Origin of the sequence: Wocania ichthyoenteri Th78 (assembly GCF_000789235.1) — a bacterium.
Lineage (GTDB): Bacteria > Bacteroidota > Bacteroidia > Flavobacteriales > Flavobacteriaceae > Wocania_A > Wocania_A ichthyoenteri.
In genome coordinates, this window is the sequence record NZ_KN525716.1 from 1,408,428 (window position 1) to 1,430,541 (window position 22,114).

The 22,114-nt window shown below is 32.1% G+C and carries 21 protein-coding genes and 1 tRNA gene; 9 read left to right on the forward strand and 13 right to left on the reverse strand.

Annotated features, from left to right (window positions below):
* Positions 1–81: 81 nt before the first annotated feature.
* Both RG22_RS06065 and RG22_RS06070 read right to left on the reverse strand, forming a co-directional pair.
* Positions 82–651, reverse strand: a complete 570-nt coding sequence (locus RG22_RS06065; protein WP_034041741.1) for a helix-turn-helix domain-containing protein — start codon at positions 649–651, stop codon at positions 82–84.
* A 660-nt stretch (positions 652–1,311) separates the two neighbouring features.
* A tRNA-Leu gene (locus RG22_RS06070) sits at positions 1,312–1,393 on the reverse strand.
* A gap of 174 nt (positions 1,394–1,567) precedes the next feature.
* Between RG22_RS06070 and RG22_RS06075 the strand changes: the two genes are divergently transcribed.
* The 5 genes from RG22_RS06075 (at position 1,568) to RG22_RS06095 (ending at position 7,801) form a co-directional block, all read left to right on the forward strand.
* Entirely contained in the window at positions 1,568–2,956 is a 1,389-nt protein-coding gene (locus RG22_RS06075) for a dipeptidase (RefSeq protein ID WP_034041743.1), read from the forward strand.
* Between the two features lie 135 nt (positions 2,957–3,091).
* The gene (locus RG22_RS06080) at positions 3,092–3,952 is read left to right on the forward strand and encodes a DMT family transporter (protein ID WP_034041745.1); all 861 of its coding nucleotides are present in this window, start codon (positions 3,092–3,094) and stop codon (positions 3,950–3,952) included.
* 82 nt (positions 3,953–4,034) lie between these two features.
* Positions 4,035–4,400, forward strand: a complete 366-nt coding sequence (locus RG22_RS06085; protein WP_034041747.1) for a BlaI/MecI/CopY family transcriptional regulator — start codon at positions 4,035–4,037, stop codon at positions 4,398–4,400.
* A 3-nt stretch (positions 4,401–4,403) separates the two neighbouring features.
* Complete coding sequence (locus RG22_RS17245) at positions 4,404–6,566, forward strand: M56 family metallopeptidase (protein WP_081997681.1); 2,163 nt, start codon at positions 4,404–4,406, stop codon at positions 6,564–6,566.
* Between the two features lie 134 nt (positions 6,567–6,700).
* A complete protein-coding gene (locus RG22_RS06095; RefSeq protein ID WP_034041750.1) occupies positions 6,701–7,801 on the forward strand; it encodes a DUF4407 domain-containing protein in 1,101 nt (366 codons plus the stop codon).
* Between the two features lie 14 nt (positions 7,802–7,815).
* Here the strand turns inward: RG22_RS06095 and RG22_RS06100 are convergent, their stop codons facing one another.
* Positions 7,816–9,387, reverse strand: a complete 1,572-nt coding sequence (locus RG22_RS06100) for a discoidin domain-containing protein (protein ID WP_034041751.1) — start codon at positions 9,385–9,387, stop codon at positions 7,816–7,818.
* A 153-nt stretch (positions 9,388–9,540) separates the two neighbouring features.
* Complete coding sequence (locus tag RG22_RS06105; RefSeq protein WP_034041752.1) at positions 9,541–9,819, reverse strand: hypothetical protein; 279 nt, start codon at positions 9,817–9,819, stop codon at positions 9,541–9,543.
* A gap of 214 nt (positions 9,820–10,033) precedes the next feature.
* Here RG22_RS06105 and RG22_RS06110 point away from each other — a divergent pair, with 214 nt between their 5' ends.
* Together RG22_RS06110 and RG22_RS06115 are read left to right on the forward strand one after the other, a co-directional pair.
* Positions 10,034–10,465, forward strand: coding sequence for a YybH family protein (locus tag RG22_RS06110; RefSeq protein ID WP_034041753.1), 432 nt, complete (start codon positions 10,034–10,036; stop codon positions 10,463–10,465).
* A 3-nt stretch (positions 10,466–10,468) separates the two neighbouring features.
* A complete protein-coding gene (locus RG22_RS06115; protein WP_034041754.1) occupies positions 10,469–10,942 on the forward strand; it encodes a GNAT family N-acetyltransferase in 474 nt (157 codons plus the stop codon).
* 4 nt (positions 10,943–10,946) lie between these two features.
* On the opposite strand, the gene RG22_RS06120 is transcribed toward RG22_RS06115, so the two are convergent.
* The 6 genes from RG22_RS06120 to RG22_RS06145 all read right to left on the reverse strand — a co-directional run bounded on the left by RG22_RS06120 (position 10,947) and on the right by RG22_RS06145 (position 17,978).
* The gene (locus tag RG22_RS06120) at positions 10,947–12,194 is read right to left on the reverse strand and encodes an NAD(P)/FAD-dependent oxidoreductase (protein WP_034041756.1); all 1,248 of its coding nucleotides are present in this window, start codon (positions 12,192–12,194) and stop codon (positions 10,947–10,949) included.
* Positions 12,195–12,203: 9 nt separating this feature from the next.
* Positions 12,204–13,214, reverse strand: a complete 1,011-nt coding sequence (locus RG22_RS06125; RefSeq protein ID WP_034041758.1) for a 4-hydroxyproline epimerase — start codon at positions 13,212–13,214, stop codon at positions 12,204–12,206.
* The gene (locus RG22_RS06130) at positions 13,207–14,928 is read right to left on the reverse strand and encodes a DUF885 domain-containing protein (protein WP_034041761.1); all 1,722 of its coding nucleotides are present in this window, start codon (positions 14,926–14,928) and stop codon (positions 13,207–13,209) included. Before RG22_RS06130 ends, RG22_RS06125 begins: the two co-directional genes overlap by 8 nt.
* Positions 14,929–14,944: 16 nt before the next feature.
* Entirely contained in the window at positions 14,945–16,528 is a 1,584-nt protein-coding gene (locus tag RG22_RS06135) for an aldehyde dehydrogenase (NADP(+)) (RefSeq protein WP_034041763.1), read from the reverse strand.
* Positions 16,529–16,688: 160 nt separating this feature from the next.
* Positions 16,689–16,925 (reverse strand): DUF1272 domain-containing protein, encoded by a 237-nt coding sequence (locus RG22_RS06140; protein WP_034045798.1) that lies wholly within the window; start codon positions 16,923–16,925, stop codon positions 16,689–16,691.
* 126 nt (positions 16,926–17,051) lie between these two features.
* Positions 17,052–17,978 carry a dihydrodipicolinate synthase family protein gene (locus RG22_RS06145; protein ID WP_034041765.1) on the reverse strand — a complete coding sequence of 309 codons (927 nt, stop codon included), beginning with the start codon at positions 17,976–17,978 and terminating at the stop codon, positions 17,052–17,054.
* 195 nt (positions 17,979–18,173) lie between these two features.
* Here RG22_RS06145 and RG22_RS06150 point away from each other — a divergent pair, with 195 nt between their 5' ends.
* Positions 18,174–19,019: an AraC family transcriptional regulator gene (locus tag RG22_RS06150; RefSeq protein ID WP_034041768.1), complete on the forward strand. Its 846-nt coding sequence runs from the start codon at positions 18,174–18,176 to the stop codon at positions 19,017–19,019.
* On the opposite strand, the gene RG22_RS06155 is transcribed toward RG22_RS06150, so the two are convergent.
* Together RG22_RS06155 and RG22_RS06160 are read right to left on the reverse strand one after the other, a co-directional pair.
* On the reverse strand, positions 19,014–19,592 hold the full coding sequence (locus RG22_RS06155) for a PhnA domain-containing protein (RefSeq protein ID WP_034041771.1): 579 nt from the start codon (positions 19,590–19,592) through the stop codon (positions 19,014–19,016). The genes RG22_RS06150 and RG22_RS06155 overlap by 6 nt on opposite strands.
* A gap of 118 nt (positions 19,593–19,710) precedes the next feature.
* A complete protein-coding gene (locus RG22_RS06160) occupies positions 19,711–20,493 on the reverse strand; it encodes a hypothetical protein (protein ID WP_052143656.1) in 783 nt (260 codons plus the stop codon).
* A 102-nt stretch (positions 20,494–20,595) separates the two neighbouring features.
* Here RG22_RS06160 and RG22_RS06165 point away from each other — a divergent pair, with 102 nt between their 5' ends.
* The gene (locus RG22_RS06165) at positions 20,596–21,489 is read left to right on the forward strand and encodes an IS982 family transposase (protein ID WP_034041773.1); all 894 of its coding nucleotides are present in this window, start codon (positions 20,596–20,598) and stop codon (positions 21,487–21,489) included.
* 229 nt (positions 21,490–21,718) lie between these two features.
* Here RG22_RS06165 and RG22_RS06170 read toward each other — a convergent pair whose 3' ends face one another.
* Positions 21,719–22,078: an MmcQ/YjbR family DNA-binding protein gene (locus RG22_RS06170; RefSeq protein WP_034041775.1), complete on the reverse strand. Its 360-nt coding sequence runs from the start codon at positions 22,076–22,078 to the stop codon at positions 21,719–21,721.
* Positions 22,079–22,114: the final 36 nt, after the last annotated feature.

A 22,114-nucleotide genomic window follows, 5' to 3' on the forward strand; every position in this document is an offset into this window, starting at 1 on the left:
AAGTAGAACTGCTACTAATCAAACGTATTACAGAATTTTGACTATTCGTTATAGAATTTTGATTTACCCAATATAATTCGTCTAAAGTGAATCTAAGGATTGATGATTGGGGGCTTTTAATTTTTTAAATTCAGAAGGAGACATGCCCGTTTCTTTTTTAAATTGAGCAGAAAGGTGAGCTACACTGCTGTAATTCATTTGAAAAGCTATTTCTGAAAGGGTATATTCTTTATAGAATAGGAGCTCTTTCACCCGTTCAATCTTTTGTTTTAGAATAAATCGTTCAATGGTCATTCCTTCTACAGATGAAAAAAGCCGACTAAGTGATGAATATTCTTGATGAAGTTTTTCAGAAAGGTATACCGAAAAATTCATAGTTAACTGTTCTTTTGTATGGTGTATTTGTGTTACAACTATCGTTTTAATCTGTTCTATAGTTTTTTGATTTTTATCTTGAAGTAATTCAAATCCTCTTTCTGTTAATCTTTCACTCAGTTTAGATTTTATATTCTCATTAATTTCTGAGGTACTTTCTATTTTACCTAATTGAATATGTTTTAAGGGGATGTTTAATTCTTCACAAATATCCTTAACTACGTCAATACAACGAGGACAAACCATCTTTTTTATGTAGATTATTTTTGAGTTCATTTAATGGTATACAATTAAAAGTTAAACTTCGTTCAAGTTTGAAATTGAAAAGATAATAAATTTGTTATTGTAATTAAAAAAATATTATTATATGGCAAGATGGGGTAAACCACCTTATCGAAATGGGTCTCTAATGATATTATTTTTATGGTGTTACCCTACCTGATTTTTTAATTATTTGACACCCAATAGATTTAAAAATATATAAAGAAAAGTATTTGAAAGTTATTTGTATTGGATTGATAAGCTCTAGAAGTAAAAATTTTCAAAATATAGAGGAATCCTGTAATAAAACATATAAATTAGAGTCACTACTGAAATTCGGAAAAATTTCGGGAATAAAAAATAGTCAATCACTTGATAAACAGGAAATTGACTTCATAATTTGTAGCATGAACTGGACTCGAACCAGTGACTTTCAGGTTATGAACTAAGATAATTGATTACAAACCCTAAAAATTTTAATCATGTGGTATTTATAAAGACTCTAATTTTTTGAATAAATATCAATACGAGACCTAACTAATAATTTTTGACGTTAAATAAATTTAAAACTCATCGTTTTAAATTCAGTCAGCGAATACAACAAAATGTTGTACCTAAGCATTTTTTCAAGCTAATTTTAAACAAAAAAAGTCGAAGATTTCTCTTCGACTTTTGTACAGGCGGCGAGACTCGAACTCGCACACCTCGCGGCATTAGATCCTAAGTCTAACGTGTCTACCAATTCCACCACGCCTGCATTTTATTTTTTTAACACTAATAATTAGCTTAAATCCTAAGTCTAGCGTGTCTACCAATTCCACCACGCCCGCTAAAGGACTGCAAATATAAACAACATTTTTAAATTGCAAACTTCTTTATCACTAAAAACATTCTTTTTTTATACTTTTGGTAACAACTTTATAAATTCACCATGAACAACGTTAAATCATACATTAAAGAACACAAAAAACGCTTTTTAAACGAACTCATTGAGCTATTAAAAATCCCATCTATAAGTGCTGACTCAGTTTATAAAAATGATGTTTTAAAAACTGCTGATGAGATTAAAATTAGCTTGGAAAAAGCGGGCTGCGACCATGTTGAAATTTGCAAAACTGATGGCTACCCTATTGTTTATGGCGAAAAAATATTAGACAAAAACCTCCCAACAGTTTTAGTTTATGGGCACTACGATGTACAACCATCAGATCCGTTAGATTTATGGCATTCACCACCATTTGAGCCTGTTATTAAAAAAACAGAAAAACATCCAGAAGGTGCTATTTTTGCTCGAGGCGCTTGCGACGATAAAGGGCAAATGTACATGCATGTAAAAGCATTGGAATTTATGACGAGTACCAATCAACTCCCATGCAATGTAAAATTTATGATAGAAGGCGAAGAAGAAGTAGGAAGTTCAAACTTGTCCATATTTGTAAAAAACAATCAAGACAAGTTAAAAAACGATGTTATTCTTATTTCTGATACTGGAATGATTGCACCCGATGTGCCTTCAATAACCACCGGATTACGCGGGTTGAGTTATGTTGAAGTTGAAGTTACTGGGCCTAACCGCGATTTACACTCGGGTTTATATGGTGGTGCTGTTGCGAACCCTATAAATGTTTTAGCCAAAATGATTGCATCCCTTCATGATGAAAACAATCACATTACCATTCCTGGATTTTACGATAAAGTAGAAGAACTCTCAAAAGAAGAACGTGCGGAAATGGCAAAAGCTCCTTTCAGTTTAGAAAACTACAAAAAAGCATTAGATATTAATGCGGTTTATGGCGAAGCAGGATACACTACAAACGAACGCAATTCCATTCGTCCAACTTTAGATGTTAACGGCATTTGGGGCGGTTACACAGGAGAAGGTGCAAAAACCGTTATAGCTAGTAAAGCCTATGCCAAAATATCTATGCGCTTGGTGCCACATCAAGACTGGAAAGATATTACACAACTGTTTAAAACCCATTTTGAAAGTATTGCCCCAGCTGGAGTTACCGTAAAAGTAAAACCACACCATGGCGGACAAGGCTATGTTACACCCATAAATAGTATAGGCTATAAAGCAGCAAGTAAAGCTTACGAGGACACTTTTGGCAAAACCCCAATCCCGCAACGCAGTGGCGGTAGTATTCCAATTGTGTCGCTATTTGAACAAGAACTTAAAAGTAAAACCATTTTAATGGGCTTTGGGCTAGATAGCGACGCTATTCACTCTCCCAACGAGCATTTTGGAATTTTCAACTATTTAAAAGGTATTGAAACCATTCCTTTATTTTATAAATATTTTACAGAGCTTTCAAAGTAATTTTTTGGGTGTTACCACCTTTTTCCTTTTTAAGGAAGAAAAAAGATGGTCGCGCTTTACACTACTAGTTTTGGCTCGATGCTCGCCTCGCCAAAAGCTAACCGTTTTAATCGCTAACACAAAAGGCGTAACTAAATGAACAATCAACACAGCAAACACCTTTTATTACTTTTATTAGCAACCCTTTTTATAAGCACATCTGGAGCTTTAGGCAGATATATTGATATGCCTATTCCAGTTATTATTTGGTGGCGCTCTATTATTGCTGCTATTTTACTCTATGCTTTTTGCAGATATAAAAAAATCAATCTTAAAATAAAATCAAAAAAAGAAATCGCTCTTTCTATAATAAGCGCCTTGTTTTTAGCAACACATTGGATTACTTATTTCTATGCTTTAAAGCTATCAAACGTGGCTATAGGTATGCTCTCATTATTTATTTACCCTATAATAACCGCATTTTTAGAACCTTTATTTATTAAAGTAAAATTCGACGCTATTTATATACTACTCGGTGTTATGGTATTAATCGGCATATACATATTAGCACCAGAATTTAATTTAGAAAGCACGCACGTAAAAGGCATTTTATATGGATTAGCTTCAGCTTTATTTTATGCGCTTCGTAATATTATTTCAAAACAATTAGTTACTAATAACAATGGTACTTCCATCATGCTATATCAAATAGGTATTATTAGTATTGTGCTCTCTCCTGTTTTATTTTTTATGGACACCTCTGGTATTTCTACACAATTCCCTTATGTTATTATCTTAGCAGTAGTTACTACAGCCGTTGGACATACCATGTTAGTTAATAGCTTAAAACATTTTACAGTAAGCACCGCTAGTATAATAAGTAGTACACAACCTATTTTAGGAATTGTTATTGCTTTCTTTTTTTTAAATGAAATTCCAACTTGGAATACGTTTTTTGGCGGGCTTATCATTCTTTCAACCGTGGTTATTGAAAGTATTCGATCTAAAAAAACATAATTTTATAATTTTTTTTACTCTACATTTGTAGAATAGAAATATTAACTCTACATTTGTAGAGTTAATTCTAATAATGTAGAGTATGCAACTATCAAAAACCGAAGAAGATTTAATGAATTATTTATGGAAGCTAGAAAAGGCTTTTATGAAAGATTTACTTGAGGCATATCCAGAACCTAAACCAGCAACCACAACCGTAGCAACCCTTCTAAAGCGCATGACTGACAAGGGTTTTATTGCATATAATTTATATGGAAAATCTCGCGAATATTATCCTTTGGTTAAAAAGAAAGACTACTTCTCAAAACATGTAAATGGTCTAATCAAAAACTTTTTCAACGATTCTGCGAGTCAGTTTGCATCGTTTTTTACCAAAGAAACTAATCTTACAAAAGAAGAATTAGAGCATTTAAAAACGCTTATTGATAGTGAAATTAAAAAGAAGTAAATTATGTTGTTATTCATATTAAAATCCAGTGCTTGTTTAGCTGTTTTTATGGTATTTTACAAGATATATCTTGAAAAGGAAAGCTTCCATCATTTTAAACGCTTTTATCTTTTGGGTGCTTTATTGATTTCTATAGGTATTCCGTTTATAACTTTCACAGAATATATTGAAGTAGAATCCATTCAAGATATTATTGCAGTTCTACCATTAGAGTTTTCAACTACTGAACCTTTAATTGTTGATGATGTTTCAACATGGCAAGATAATATCCCCACCATTTTATGGACCATTTATGTTATCGGTGTTTTACTTTTTAGCATTCGCTTTATACTAAATTTAATAACTATATTCTCCAGAATTAAAAACAACCCAAAGCATCAGTACCATGAATTCACGAATGTTTTATTAAATGGTTTAGTATCTCCGCACACTTTTTTTAATTACATCTTTTTAAACAAAACCAAATACGAACACAACCTTATCCCAAACGAAGTTTTATTACACGAGCAAACCCATGCCAAACAAAAACACGCATTAGATATTTTGTTTTTAGAAGTTCTTCAAATTGTATTTTGGTTTAATCCGTTACTTTATTTTATAAAAAAAGACATTAAACTTAATCACGAATTTTTAGCAGATCAAGCGGTTTTAAAACATGGTGTTGACACTAAAAATTATCAAAGTATATTACTCGCATTCTCATCTCCCGATAGTTATTGGGATGCTAGAACTAATCAGCTAGCAAATGCCATCAATTATTCATTAATCAAAAAACGATTTACAGTTATGAAAACAAAAACATCAAAAAAAGCCTATTGGCTTAAAGGACTACTTATTTTACCCATTCTAGCTATATTAATTTATGGTTTTAGTGAAAAAAAAATTGCAGTAGCAGAACTTGATACACAAGAACAAAATCAAGGGTTATCTATTAAAACAAATTTGTACAATTACCTTATTGAAAAACACATTGAAGCAATAGAAACTCTTAATGAATCTGAAAACAAAGACTCTACAGATTTAAAACTGATTCAAGAAAGAATTAGCCTAATAAGAAAAGATTTAGACAAACTAATTGAAACAGCAAATTCTGCTGAATCTATTAATAATGAGTTGAAAAAACTTCAAAAACAAATTCAATCAAAAAAAAATACTGCCATTAGAGATAATAAAAACCAGAAACATTACAGAATAATAACTTTTTTAGATAAAGATGGCTTAGTTTTACTTCCTAATGGATGGTATCCTGTTTCTACCTTAAAACGAAATTTTAATGCATTTCATAACAAATCTAAATCTGATTCAACAGAAATTGAATTATTAATTCATAAAAAGAGCACTAAAAGTAATACTTCTTTAGCTATAGATATTCTAAATAGTTTTGGAACTTTAAAAACCAAATATGTAGACAAATTAGGCTGGTCTCCCAGTCATGAAAAACAAAAAAAACAATGGGAAACAAAATTTATAATTGGAGAAAGTTTTTCTGATTCTGTTCAACAAAAAGCAACTAAAAAAGAAATTGCAGAATACAACAAGTTAGCAAAAAAAATTAAAGCTAATCCAAAAGGTGTTTTTAAAGAAAAAGACATTAAGCGATTAATCTCAATTTATAATTTAATGAGTATGGAACAGAGAAATAGTGCTGAAATAATGCCTAGTTTTATTCCACCTCCGCCAATCCCTAATAATACAACACCAGAACAAAGAAAAAAATATAAGCAAGCTATTCTTAATTTTAAAGAATTAACAAAAGAGCTAGACGTTATCGAAATACAAGAAGCTTTACCTCCACCACCTCCAATTCCAGCAAATGCTACACCTGAACAAAAGGCCAAATACAAAAAAGTAATTGACGATTATAAAAAGAAACACCCAGAAGCAGTTACTAAAAGGAAGTCTAAATCTGGTGAAGTTATTGAAATTGTAGAGGTTCCTGTAGACTTGTTCCCTCCACCTCCTCCTCCAAAAAGCCCTTTAGAACATGCTAAAGAAATGGCAAAAAAAGGAGCCAAGTTTTACTACAATAAAAAGGAAATATCTTCAAAAGAGGCTATAAATATATTAACTAAAAATAAAAACATTAATATAGAAACAAATCATTCAAATGATAATAATTATATAGTTCAACTTTCAACAAAACCCATAGTTATAAAAGAAGATTAAATTATTTTAAAAAAGCCTAAAGAAATTCTTTAGGCTTTTTTAAACCTAATTGTGTAACAAAACTATGCTTTTAACGTTCTAATAGACAACTTGTGCTAAGCGCAGTCGAAGTATCAATCAAAATCAATCACATTATGTTAAAGCAATTCTTCATTATTTGCTCTGGGTCAGATACCAATATTTTAAAAACTTGTTCGGTAGGCGAACAAAACAAATACGCCGGTATTGGTGCCACCGTTTTCTTCACCGCTGTTATGGCTTTTATTGCAGGTAGCTATGCGCTTTATACGGTTTTCGATAATCTTTACACGGCAATTTTCTTTGGATTAATTTGGGGGTTACTCATTTTTAATTTAGATCGTTATATTGTTTCAACCATCAAAAAAACAGGAAATGTTATAGATGAACTAATCCACGCTTCACCTAGAATTGTATTAGCAGTCATTATTGCAATTGTAATTTCGAAACCTTTAGAGTTAAAGATTTTCGAAAAAGAAATCAATCAAGTATTATTAGAACAAAAAAACGAACTAACACTAGCCAATAAAAACCAAATAGCAGAACAGTTTACACCAAATATAGCTTCACTACAAAGTGAAATAGCAAGTTTACAACAACAAATAGACATTAAAGAAGCGGAGGTTAATGCGCTTTACGATACCTACATAGCAGAAGCGGAAGGAACAGCAGGCACAAAACTATTGGGCAAAGGACCTGTTTATAAAGAAAAACGAGAAAAGCACGATGCTTTATTAGCTGAACTACAACAATTAAAAGCTGAGAATAAAGAAAAAATGATTGTCGCAGAGAATCAGATAGTTGTCCTTAAGGGAGATTACGAAAAACAAGTGGTTACAACACAACCCATAATCAATAATTTTGATGGCTTAATGGCACGTATTAATGCTTTAGGCGAGTTGCCTTGGTTGCCATCATTCTTTATATTCTTACTGTTTTTAGCTATTGAAACCTCACCTATTTTCGCTAAATTATTATCGCCAAAAGGCGCGTACGATTTTAAAATTGAAGATGAGGAAACAGCAATAAAAACTTCAGTTATTCAAAATAAAAACCAAAGAGAAGCTTTACTAAAAACAGATTATGCTATTAATGATCGTGTATATAATGATATTGAAAACGAAGAGGAATTGTATGCTTATAAAAAGAAAATAACTCAAGAGTTAATGAAAAAGCAACAAGAAGCTTTTTACAATAAACAAACTAAAATTCTATAATTTTTTATATCTAATTAAAAGCATTTAATTTCTGCCATGGCAGCAAATTGGGCTCCATCAAACGCAGATTTTGCAACAATCTTAAAATACCTAAAGGTGGTTTCACTATCCAAATGCACATGGTGTATTGTATTAATGTCTTTTAACACATAATTTCCTTTACTTTCCCATGTAACATTATCTGCACTAACCAATATTTCAACATCCTTTATCTTTCGCATACCATTTCTTTGTAAAAAAGAAAACCCTTTTGCTGTAATAGTTTCACCAGTATCAACAACTATACTATGAGGATACGTTGCAGTGCATCCTCCCGTCCAACATGAATGCCAAAACGTAGAAGGATCATCATCTAGAATCATACTAGCAGTAGCGTTATATTCTTCAGAGGTAAAAGACACTATACTCCAATTTGTTCTGACTAAATAGTCTTGATCGCCAAATTCAATAATAGGTATATTATTGTCAAACTTATAAGAATATGAAAAGTTAGAAATTTCTCCATTGGTATGGCATAATCTCAATCTTAATACGTATTCAATGGTTCCCTTTTTATCAAGCTCATTAATAGGCATAGAAACACTAAAAGTACTATTATCATCTACAGCTGTTGCCCAAGTAACAGCATCATAGTCGGCATTATCATCTGCTGGATCATTATAAAATCCAATATAATTTACAGCAACATCAGATTGAAATGTTCCAGACACCTTTAAAGCTCCATCTTCAAAGTTTGCTTGAATAGTATTAATCTGTGCAGTAGCTCCTGTATAAAAAGCTGCGTTTGAATTATTAAAAATTTGATTATTATTAAGAATAGCGCAACTTGCTTCGGTTAAAAATGTAGGTGTACTACCATATGTATAGTTACCAGCTCCCATTAATGAGGTTCCTTTATTTGCATCAGTATATTCTGATACTTTTTGTTTATTGTGTGGTAAATTTAGACCGTGTCCTAACTCATGAAGTAGACCTCCTATATATTTCGTAGCATCATTACTAAGTTTAGAATTCCCTCCAAAGTGTTTTACATCCATATCATTATAATCCAAAGCAAAACACCAACGCCCTAAACCATAAAATGGCACATTAGGATTATCATGATCTTTAACTGGCATTAAAACCAATGTATGCTCACTATTTTTTTCGCTAGGGTTCGCTTTAAAATAAGCCTCAATCTCTTCAATTACTTTATTACCTCCTCCTTCGTAAGGATAACTAGAGGTATTAAACTTTCCTTCAACGTAGTTTATCTTTACTCGGTTTTTAGCATTATCGACAAGTAAATTATATGTTTTATCTCCAAAACCATAACCATTCATATTTTGCTTATAAAACTCTTGACCATGCAGTAATATTTCACTTACTCTTTTATGAGAATTTGTACGATTTGGCACATCTTTAGGAATGAAGTATACAATATTCAAATTATACTTTGCATCTGACGTGTAATTAAACACTTCTTCTGTTGGGGAATCCGGATCTACAATAATATCTTCAGAAGGCACAGAGCCCTTTGAACAACTTATTAATATTGATAAAACTAAAAATCCACAGAAAAAACATATTCTTTTAAATAAACTCATCAATTCGCTCTTTATAATTAATAAGCAAACTTATTTATACTATGACGATGTAAGGGGTGATTTTTAATCAATTTAGAGTAAGATTTAACCATTAAAACAAGTAAAGACTTATATAATTATAAGCCTTTGCTTGTTATTGGGGTGATGACAATGTTATGCAGCAAAATCAGATTTAAAATGCTCGTATAAGTCTTTACATCCTAATCCAATTATAGACATTTTCTTGTTTTTAGATAAAGCTTCATAATGTAATTCTGCTAATGCAGTTACGCCATACTTATCCATCCACTCAATATTTTCAATACTAATAGTGAGCGCATTTACTTTTTCAAAAACATTATTAAACTCACTCTTAAATACATTCAAATTGCGTTTATTAAGAATGCCCTTCATTTTAAAAAAGTTATTGTAGCTTGTAATCTCTAATTCCATAATTAAGTTATTTAAAAGGGTTAAACAATAAATTTGAGGGAGACTAATCAATTGATTATCAAATAAAAGTATACAACTTAAAACAAAATCACATTATTTAATCGATGAAGAGATTTTAACTTTAGTTAAAAAAATAAGAGATGTCAAATTAATCGACGAGTAACCCCTTTTAAAGCAGGATTTTGTTATTTTTACTTTTATAAAAATACTATTTATGAAACATTTTATACTATTACTATGCCTTGTTACTTTTCTGCACAGCAATGGCCAATCAACTGAAATTCAAGACAAAAAAAGCATTGAAAAAGTTTTAAAAAAACAAAGAATAGCCTGGTCTAAGAATAATATTGAAGAATTTATGGAAGGCTACTGGAAAAGTGATTCGCTTAAATTTTATGGTAGTAATGGTGTTACTTATGGCTGGCAAAATACTTTAGAACGCTATAAAAAAGCATATCCTACCGAAGATCATACAGGTATTTTAAACTTTAAAATTAATGATATTTCCAAAATAAACGAAGGTGCTTACTTTGTTATGGGAGAATATCACCTAAAAAGAAATGTTGGAAATGCTGATGGTATCTTTATGATTGTTTTTAAGAAAATTAATGGTGAATGGAAGATTATTGCTGATACTTCCAGTTAAATTATGCAACTAATAGTTAGAAAAGCAACCTTAAAAGATTTACCCACTTTATTAAAGTTTGAGCAAGGTGTAATTGAGGCAGAAAGACCTTTTGATACTACGATTCAAAACGGAAATATTAACTATTATGATATTCCAGAATTAATTACAAGTCCAAACTCTGTAGTTTTTGTTGTAGAAAATGATAATGAAATTGTAGCATCTGGCTATGCAAAAATTAAATCTGACAGACACTACTTAAAACACGAAAAACAAGGCTATTTAGGATTCATGTTTGTTTCAGAAAAGCATAGAGGAAAACAGCTTAACCAACTAATAATTGATGCTTTATTAAAATGGTGTAAAACGCATTGTGTTTACGAAATTAGATTGGATGTTTATGAAGGTAATATAGCTGCTATTAAAGCCTACGAAAAAGCAGGTTTTAAAAAACATATGATTAATATGCGCTTACATATTGAAAACTTAGATTTGTAATAATTTAAAAATTTCTGTCTGGATGATAATTAGTTAATTCTAATGATGGTTTTTGTTCCGAAATAATTTCGGACACCAATTTCCCTGTAGCTGTCCCCATACTCCAACCCATCATTGCATGACCAGTGGCAACGGTTAAATTTTTACACTTTATAGATTTGCCAATATACGGTAATCCATCTGGTGACACTGGACGCAGTCCACAAGCCACATTGTTTTTTTCTTCTACAGTTAAAGTGATTTCAGGATAATATCGTTTAGCTGCATCAGCAATAGCTTCAACTCTAATTTTATTAATATTATGGTTAATGCCTGCAATTTCCATAGTACCAGCAAACCTTGTAAAACCATGCATTGGTGTTACAGCTACTTTTGCTTCGGTTAAAATGGCCGGTATTGAAATATTGGTTTGGTTTGTTGTATTTATCCTGTATCCTTTTCCAGCTTGAAGTAGTAATTTCAATCCTAATTTTTTGCTTAAAATAGGACTCCAAGATCCTGCCGCCAAAACAAATTCATTTGCTTTTAAAACTTGTTTATTGGTTTTGATGGCTAAAATTTTTTGGTTTTCAATTTCTAAATCTTCAACCTTTTCATTGGTATAAAAAATAACACCATTATTTTTTAAATACGTTTTCATGTCGCCCATAAACTCATGGGGTGTAGTATGAGAATCGCATTTGTATAAAGTCGCACCTTTAACGTTTAACGCTACATTTGGTTCTAATTGTTTTAGCTCATTAAGGTTAATTACTTTAGCATCTAAACCTTCTTGTTTTGCTAAATTTGCAGTTTTAATTTCTCCCTCTAAAGCTTTATCGGTTTGGCACAACATGAGTAAGCCCTTCTTTTCATAATGGAATGAAAAATTTTCATCTCGCTTTATGTCGTCGTATAAATCTTGACTTAAAAGCGAAATTGCTTTAATAGTTGGAATTGCTTTTTTAACATGCTTTGCATTGCATGATTTATTAAATGCCAATGTCCATCTTAAAAAATCTAAATCTAATCGCGGTTTTATATAAAGTGGACTTGATTTATTAAACATCCATTTCAAGCCTTTTCTCATTACACCTGGTGCAGATAAAGGAATAATATGACTTGGTGATAAATACCCCGCATTAACATAAGAAGCCCCAGAATCGAGATTAGACTGATCGACAATAGCTACTTGATGTCCTTCTTTTTGAAGATAATATGCAGAACATAACCCGATAATTCCACCCCCAATAATTATTACTTTTTTACTCATAATTAAAAATCAAATGACTTGAAAACCGTGAGCGTAAGGATCATCTTCGTCATCAATAAAAATTGTATTATACCCATAAACTTTTGCCCAACCTTGAATACTTGGTACTATTGCTATTTTACCATCTAAAATTGTTTCTTGTTCAATTCTACCAATAAATTTTGAACCAATAAAACTTTCGTGAATAAAGTCTTCATTCTTTTTTAGTTTTCCTTTAGCATGCAATTGTGCTAATCTTGCAGATGTTCCTGTACCACAAGGTGACCGATCTATCGCTTTATCGCCATAAAACACCGCATTTCGTCCAGAAGATGTTGGATCGATTGGATTTCCTGTCCACAACATATGAGTCACATTTTTAATGGTTTTGTTTTCAGGGTGAATAAACTTATTAGGATATTTTTCGTTGATTCTATCTCGTACCACTTGCGAATATTGAACGATTTTTGAAGCCGTAAAATCATGTATTCCTGAAAAATTTTTCTGTGGATCAACTATAGCGTAAAAATTCCCTCCATAAGCTACATCAAAAAGGATTTCACCCAATTCTGGACAATCAATTGTTAAGTTTTCTACTGCTAAATAGCTTTTTATGTTGGTTAATTTTACCCAATCTACTTTGTTTTTGGTTTGTTGATATTCAATTTCAACCAAACCAGCTGGTGCTTCCATTCTGATTTTCCCTGGAATCTTGGGTGTAATTAAACCTTCTTCAATGGCAATTGTAATTGTACCAATTGTTCCGTGTCCACACATTGGTAAACAACCAGAAGTTTCAATAAAAAGAATAGCAAAATCATTTTCAAGGTTATGTGGTGGGTAAATAATACTACCACTCATCATATCATGTCCACGAGGTTCAAACATTAAACCTTTACGAATCCAATCGTATTCTTTTAAAAAGTGCTGCCGCTTTTCACTCATAGTTTTACCAATTAGATTTGGGCCTCCACTTTTAACAACTCTTACAGGGTTTCCACAAGTGTGTGCATCAATACACACAAATTTTGTTTTACTCATTTAATTTTTCCTCTATATAGTTGTCCATACGCTTTTCCATAATTGAAAGCGTTACAGTTCCTTCTTCAAGAATAACTTCATGAAATTGACGAATATCAAACTTTTCACCTAAAGCTTTTTCTACTTTTTTACGTAGTTGCCTGATTTTAATTTCTCCTATTTTGTATGATAATGCTTGTCCTGGCCAAGAAATATACCTGTCTGTTTCTGTTTTCACTTCGTGAATTGACAACGCCGTATTTTCAGACATATAATCAATCATTTGCTGTCTTGTCCAACCTTTTGCATGAACTCCAGTGTCAACAACTAATCTGCAAGCTCTCCACATTTCGTAAGTTAACTGTCCAAATTTTTCATAAGGTGTTGTGTAAATACCCATTTCTTCTACTAAATATTCTGAATATAATCCCCAACCTTCACCATAAGCTGATAAATATAACCCTCTTCTAAAATCGGGAATTATTTTTGGCAATTCATTATTCAATGACATTTGTAAATGATGACCCGGAACGGCTTCGTGTGCTGTTAAGGCAGGAATTGTATATAATGTTCTGCTAGGTAAATTATAAGTGTTTACCCAATAAAACCCAGCTGTTGTTTCACTATAAGAACCAGAATATCTTCCTGCTGTATAATTTGGCGCAATTGCCTCTGGAACTGGAACAACGCCATAAGGTTTACGTGGTAATGTTATAAAATATTTAGGTAATTCAGCATCTATTCTTTTAGATATATCACGTGCAAACATTAACAATTCCTTAGCTGTTTTTGGATAAAATTGCTCGTCAGTTCTAAGGAATTTTAAAAACTCAGCAAATGATCCTTTAAAATTCAAATCAGAAATAATTTTATTCATTTCTGATTTAATTCTGGCTACTTCTTGCAACCCAATTTGATGAACATCATCAGCTGAATATTTAGAACTTGTAGTAAAATAATTGATTCTGTTTTGATAAAATGCTTTCCCATTTGGAACAGTTGAGATGCCTAAACCTTGTCTTGTATTTGGAAGGTATTCATCTTCAAAAAAGGTTTTTATCTTTTTATATTGATCTATTGCGTTTTTCTGAACACTGATTTTGGCAACGTTAATTATAGAATCTTTTAATTCTTTTGAAAACGATTCTGGTAACTTATTAAATGGTTTAAAAAACTCACTTTGGGTTACGTCCGAAAGAATGTGTTTATTATAAGTGTCTTCATAATTATGAAAAATTGCTTTAGGCTGTGCGAGCCCTTCTTTTATCGCTCCTCTTAATAAACTTATATTGTAATCAACCTTTTGTGGTAAGTTGTCTAGTGTTTTTAAATATTCAATTACTTGCTCCTTTTTTTCAAAAGTCCTATTTCCCATTCTACTCAAATTCAAGTGAAAAGCAGATTCATTTGTTATTGTATTCAAGTACGTCTTATAGGTATTTGCATCAATTTTATCCTGCAAAACGAATAGTAGCAACTCTCTAGATATTTGCTCTGTTTTAGATAAACCTTCGACAGCTAGCAACTCTAATTCTTTTTTAAGTTTTATTGAAAAATCAGCTTCGGCTTGATAATATTTAATCGTGTTTTCTAAAGATTCATTTCGCTTAAATTCATATTCTCTTTCCGCTTCATATTTTGCAATAATTGCGTTTAATTTATCTGAATCTGATATTTGTTTAAACGATAAAAAAACTAAAAAGGAAAAGAGGTAGTATAGTTTGAATCTTTTCATAAAACACGATTAAATATTAAATTTGTTGATTAGTAAGTTTCCCATTTACAATTCTTAGAATCTCTAATGGATTTTCGTTTTTCAATTCATCTGGAAGCAATTCGTTTGGCCAATCTTGATAACTAAATGGTCGAACCCATCTTTTAATAGAATCTACACCAACTGCTGTAAATCTTGAATCTGTTGATGCAGGATATGGGCCTCCGTGTTGCATGGATGGACAAACCTCAACACCGGTTGGTACACCGTTAAAAATAATACGCCCCACTCTATTTTGCAATGCACTAATACTATTTGAATGCTCAGTAATTTCATTATTATCAGAAATTATTGTTCCAGTGAGTTGCCCTTCTAAATTTGAAATAACGGCTTCTAATTGTGCTTCATTTTCACATTGAACAACTAATGAAAATGGTCCGAAAACCTCGTGATGTAATGTTGGATTATTTAAAAATGTTTCACCTTCAACTGTGGTAGCCACTTGTCTTGCAAAATTAGGCTCTACTTCATTTTCGTAACCAGCTAAAACTTTTAATCCTTTTTGAGATAATGCTTTTGTTTTATTGGTTTCGTAAGCTCCTGCAATATTTGGATGCAACATACACGAAGGTTCTATTTTTACAATTTCTTTAGCTAAAGTGTTTACAAAATTGGTTAACCCTTCAGATTTAATACCAATGATTAATCCTGGGTTTGTGCAAAATTGCCCTGAGCCTAAAGTAATTGAGCCTGCATATGTTTGAGCAATTGTCTCTGCTCTATTCTTTAATGCTTTTGGCAACAGAACAACTGGATTTATACTTCCCATTTCTGCAAATACAGGAATTGGTTCGTCTCGTTTTGCTGCTAAATTATATAATGCACGACCACCTTTTATGCTTCCTGTAAAACCTACTGCCTTAACTTTTGAATGTTGTACTAAAGCTTGACCAACTTCAATACCACTACTATTTAAGTTTGAAAACACACCATTCGGCATGCCTGTTTTTTCTGCTGCTTTTATAACTGCTGAAGCTACCATTTCGCCAGTTCCTGCATGCATTGGGTGCGATTTAACAATAACGGGGCATCCTGCTGCTAATGCCGCAGCGGTGTCACCCCCTGCTGTTGAAAACGCCAACGGGAAATTTGATGCTCCGAAAACGACAACGGGTCCTAAAGCCACATTCATTTTTCTTAAATCTACTTTTGGCAATGGTTGACGGTCTGGTAGTGCGGTATCGATAGATGCATCGACCCAATTACCTGCTTCAATATGATTTGCAAAAGCGCGTAATTGCCCCAATGTTCTACCGCGTTCGCCTATGGCTCTCCCATTTGGCAAGCCGCTTTCTGAGGAATATACTTGTAATAACTCGTCGCCCAAAGCTTCAATTTCGTTAGCAATTTCTCTTAGGAATGTTGCTTTTTTCACTCCTGATATTTTAGAATAAGTTTTAAATGCTTCTGAAGCTAATTCCACTGCTTGATTAACCTCATCGTTTGATGCTTCTGTGATGCCCCATGGGTTTTCAATATTCAGTAAAGGATTAAATGTTTTAAATGTTTTACTTCCTTTTGCTGATAGTTGATTTCCGATGTAGTTTTTTCCTGTTATCATAACTGTTTTTTGTCATTCTGCGCTACAACGCTGAATCGATTTTTTGTTTCATTGTGGATTCCGCATCAAATGCGGAATGACAAACATTGCTAATTTGTCTTATATTTCGATGCTAAACATCAATTTGATAGCTTACTTTTTATTCGCTTTAAATGTGCTTCTACATATCTACTGGTTTGTGAACTATTTTAGTTGATACTGGATATTTTTCTAATAAATTTTTTGGACGAACTGGTCGTTTTTCAAAATCACCGCCGCAGTTTGGGCAAACTTGCTGTAAAATTGAATCTACACAATCTTTACAAAATGTACATTCAAACGTACAAATCATAGCCTCTTGAGAATCAAATGGTAATGATTTATTACAGTGTTCGCATGTTGGTCTTATTTCTAACATTTTATTTTTATTAGTGTATTCCTGCCTTCGCAGGACTGACAAAAAAACAAAAAATACAGCCTTTCGACTACGTCCAAGACAAGCTACAAGACTGGCCGCTTTTTGGATTGGTAACACCCAAATTATTTATACTAGAGCACTTAAATTTTTATACTCTGGTAATATTGGACGTGTTCTTAATCCTGCTTCTATTATGTCGATTACGTGTTTACGTTCGTTGCCGTGAAGTGGTAAACGTGGTTCACGAACATTTTCGGATCCTATACCTGTGTACACTTCGGCTAGCTTTATATTTTGCACTAATTTAGGGTTTATATCTAACTCTAGCAATGGTAAAAACCAGCGGTAAATTTCGATGGCTTCTTTAATTCTGCCTGCTTTTTGTAGCTCGTAAATGGCAACGGTTTCGGCGGGAAATGCGCACACTAAACCAGCTACCCAACCGTCAGCTCCCATGAGTAAACTTTCTAGAGCGACAGTATCAACACCTGTCATTATTTTTAATCTATCACCAAAACGATTTTTTATTCTGGTAACGTTTGAGATATCTCTTGTTGATTCTTTTACAGCTTCAATATTATCGCATTTAAGTAACTCTTCGAACATATCTAAAGTCACTTCAATTTTATAATCTACTGGATTATTGTAAATCATTATTGGCAAGGATGTGTTATTTGCCACAGCTTTGAAATACTCCACTGTCTCTCTATCTCCAGATTTGTAACGCATTGGCGGCAACATCATGAGTCCTTTTGCACCATCTTCCTCAGCTTTTTGAGCAGCGGCGATAGCACCTTTTGTAGATTGTTCAGCAACATTCATTAAAACAGGAACTTGTCCTTCAACAATTTCAACCGTTGTTTTAACTAAAACACTTTTTTCTTCATCTAGTAAAGTACTTGCTTCTCCTAATGTTCCCCCAAGGACAATGCCATGAACACCTGCATCTAATTGTGCCTTAATATTGGTTTCGAACATTTGTAAATCCAAAGTATCACTATCAGTAAACTTTGTTGTAACTGCTGGCATAACGCCTTCCCATTTTAAACTCATTATTATGCTATTTAATTTTTACCAAAATTATAATTTGTTTGACTAGTTTAATAATGCTTGTTTATCCAGAACATATACTATATTATCCATACATGTATTCATAATAATTAATTAGAGTATTATTTATGTACCTTTATCCTCTCTGTCTCTATCAATACGCCTCTCCAAAGGAGAGAAATAAAAAAGCAATTAAAATTGAACGTTTTACCCTTTAAAATACCAAAACCAGAACATGATGCCTTTATTTTTCAGGTAGATTATACGGATGCATTTTATGATAAATTACACCAACATGAAGAGATTCAAATAAGTTTTATTGTTGAAGGCGAAGGCACTTTAATTGTTGGCGATACTATAAATGATTATACCAAAAATGACATTTTGGTAATTGGCAGTAATATTCCGCATGTGTTTAAAAGCGATTTGAATACTTCAACCACATCACACATGCTATCTTTATTTTTTACCAAACAGTCTTTTGGAACTCATTTTTTTGAATTGGAAGCTTTAAAAGAATTAGAGCCTTTTTTTAAGCGCGCCAAACACGGTTTTAAAATAATATCGAAAAAAAAACTGTTTAAAGATTTGTTTTTTGAAATTGAAAAGGCAACCAAATTGAATCGATTTATTGCGCTTCTTCAGCTTCTAAAAATAGCTTCAAAATGTAACTATAAAAGTTTATCTTCTTTTATTTACGATAAAAAATATTCTGATAATGAAGGGAACAGAATGCGAAATGTTTTTGAATATACTATGAATCATTTTGAAAGCGACATCACATTAAGCACCATTGCCGAAGTTGCAAACATGACTAAAAATGCATTCTGTAAATATTTTAAAAAGCGTACTAATAAAACCTATATTCAGTTTTTAAATGAATTACGATTAGAGCATGCTTGCAAGCTTTTACTATCAAATAAAGATTTAACAATTTCTGAAGTTGCCGAAAAATCGGGGTTTAATAATATGTCTAATTTTAATAGACAGTTTAAGGTTGTAAAACAATTGAGTCCAACTGGTTTTAAGAATAATAATTTATAATTTCTTTACGTAATCAGTAATAATAACGATTTGTGTAGGCCCAACTTTACCTTCAATGTATTTATCGTTATCACGATCTAAACGAATGTTTCTTACGGCCGTTCCTTGTTTAGCAACCATACTTGAGCCCTTTACTTTTAGGTCTTTTATTAAAACTACAGAATCTCCAGCTTCTAAAATAACACCATTTACATCTCTATGAATTACCTTATCACCTTCTTCAACACCTTCTCCAGTAGCTTTTGCAAACTCTAAAATATCATCTTCTAAATACATCATATCTAGCAAATCTTGTGGCCAACCTTCTGCTTTTAATCTGCTTAAAAGTCTCCAAACAACTACTTTTACCGCTTGATGTTCGCTCCACATACTATCATTTAAACATCTCCAATGATTTGCATCTGTAGTTTCTGGATTATTTATTTGAGAAATGCATGTGTTACAAGCTAGTAAACTTCCATCAACTCCTACGGTTGATGCTGGTGGCACTTCGTATATATCTAAATTCTCGGTGGCTGCACATAATTCGCATGCATTATTGCTTCTTTCTTGTAACGTTTGTAATAAACTCATGGGTTGCTTTTTGATTTTACAATATTACGCTTAAATAAAAGGTTCTACAAGTTTGTGTTTTGGTAAGCAAAAAAGAGACACCAATGGCATCTCTCCTTTTTAAAAAATTTGTGTTTTATTACTTCCTCAGTTCAGGAACAACTTTATAAACAGCATCTCCATGTACTCCTGTAAAATATTTTTTACCCATTTCACCCATTTCTTTTTTAGCTTCTTCATCGCTCCAATGCGCATCAAATAATTCTCCATCTTTATCAAACTTTTTATCTAAGTCTGCTAACGAATCTAAAAAGTAAGCCTCTACAAATTGCGTTTTATCTGAACCATAAGCATGACTCATTGGGTAATAAGCCTTTACATATTCGTTTTTATGAGTTACATTTTTAGTGTATTCTGCAAACGTATCCATAAACTCTTTATATGAACCATCTTCTGGAAAAGCAAAATGGCTAGTTCGTAAATACACAATCATGTCTTTTTTTGGTTCTTCAGATAAACTCTTCGCATGTGGCATGGTGGCATAAATCTCATCAGAATGAAAAGGCGAATAATAATTTGCTTGCTTGTTAAGGAAGGTTTTTCGTTTATCTTTATCTGGCCATGCGTCTTTAGCTAATTCTGTGTTTCTTTTAGCTGCTAAATCTATAGCATTCCAATTGGCATATGCCTGTACATAAACTAACTCTCTGTTGTCTGATGTAATTTGGTGTAAATAAAAGCCTGCTGCCATAACATGTTCATTCTTTTTAGTAACTTTATCCATATATTCCTTTTCTACTGCCTTCCATTCTTCCATTTTAAAATCTTCTAAATCCATATTCCAGTGCATGACTGTCATGGTTACGTACTCAGGTCCTTGCTGAGCTTCTTCTTGAGCAATAATTGTTGTTGTGTTTAACAACCTGAGTTCGATTAATATTTAGGCATTTTTTATTAGTGAAAAAGATAGATTTTCAGTAAATTAAAGTTCTGATTTTCAATTTATTAATCTAAAAATCTATCTATGATAATCTACTCTAAAATTACTGAAATTTTCTGTCTTGTTGATGAATTTTGTAAAGAATATGACCAAATAGTCGATAAACATCTTTTGGGAAATCCTCCAAAACGTCCATCTGTTATGTCAAATAGCGAGGTGATCACTATTACCATTTTGTTTCAGCTCAGTGGTTTTAGAACCTTTAAGCACTTCTACATTTATTACCTGCAAAAGCATATGCGAGATGATTTTCCAGCTACAGTTTCATACAATAGATTTACAGAACTCATGCAGCAAAATCTCATGCCAATGACTTTGTTTTTAAAGACGTGCTGTTTAGGCGATTCTACTGGTATTTCTTTTGTGGATTCTACGCCTGTTAGAGTTTGTAAACCTAAACGAATCAAGAACAACAAAGTATTCAAAGGCATTGCAACTACCGGGAAATCCACTATGGGATGGTTCCATGGCTTTAAATTGCACATCGTTATAAATGATAAAGGCGAGATTCTAAACTTTACAATAACCCAAGCTAATGTTGATGATAGAACGCCACTAAAAAAGAAGTCTTTTTTAGATAAAATTTATGGTAAATTATACGCAGACAAAGGTTATGTCGGAAAAGATTTAATGCAATTGCTTTTTGCCGATGGATTGCATTTAATTACGCATATCAAAAACAATATGAAAAATTATTTAATGACAATGAGTGATAAAATTTTACTCAGAAAACGTTCTGTTATTGAAACGGTAAATGATGAACTCAAAAATATTTGTCAAATTGAACACTCTAGACATAGAAGCTTTACTAATTTCTTATCAAATATAGTTGCAGGCCTTATCGCATATAGCTTTTTGCCTAAGAAACCTTCTATAAAATATCAGACTGTAAAGTCTAATCAGTTGACTCTTTATTAATCGAACTCAGGTTAACAGCAAAAATGTAATTACAATTGCTGAAAATAATCGGTTGGTTGTTTTCATAATCTGTTAAAAATTAAAGTTAATATATTGGTTTAATAAATACTACTTTTAAGATTTAAGGGCTAATGATTATGCTATAAATAATTTAGGAATTGAGAGATTATTTTTTGATGAATGAAGTTAAATATACAAAATATTTATTTGAATATTAACTTAATAGAGTTTATAATTGCTCTCGTAGTTTTTTAGGCAGGGTTTTCACAACCATATCATAAGAATGGTTGATAAGCTCCAAAACAAGTTTTGTTTCTAATTCACCTTCATCAATATATAAGGTGTTCCAGTGTTTTTTACTCATGTGATATCCTGGGCGAATGCTACTATATTCTGCTCGTAATTCTTCTGAATAGTCTGGATCTGCTTTTAAATTTACAGCTGCTTCACCTTTTTCCCAACTATCTAATCCTGTAAGCACAAACATTTTTCCTAGTACTTTAAATACCAAAACGTTTTCGTCAAAAGGAAATCCTTCAGAGGTACCTTTTTTACTTAAACAATATTCTCGGAGTTGTTCTATATTCATAAAAAATAATATATATTAATAATGGATTTCTGCCTT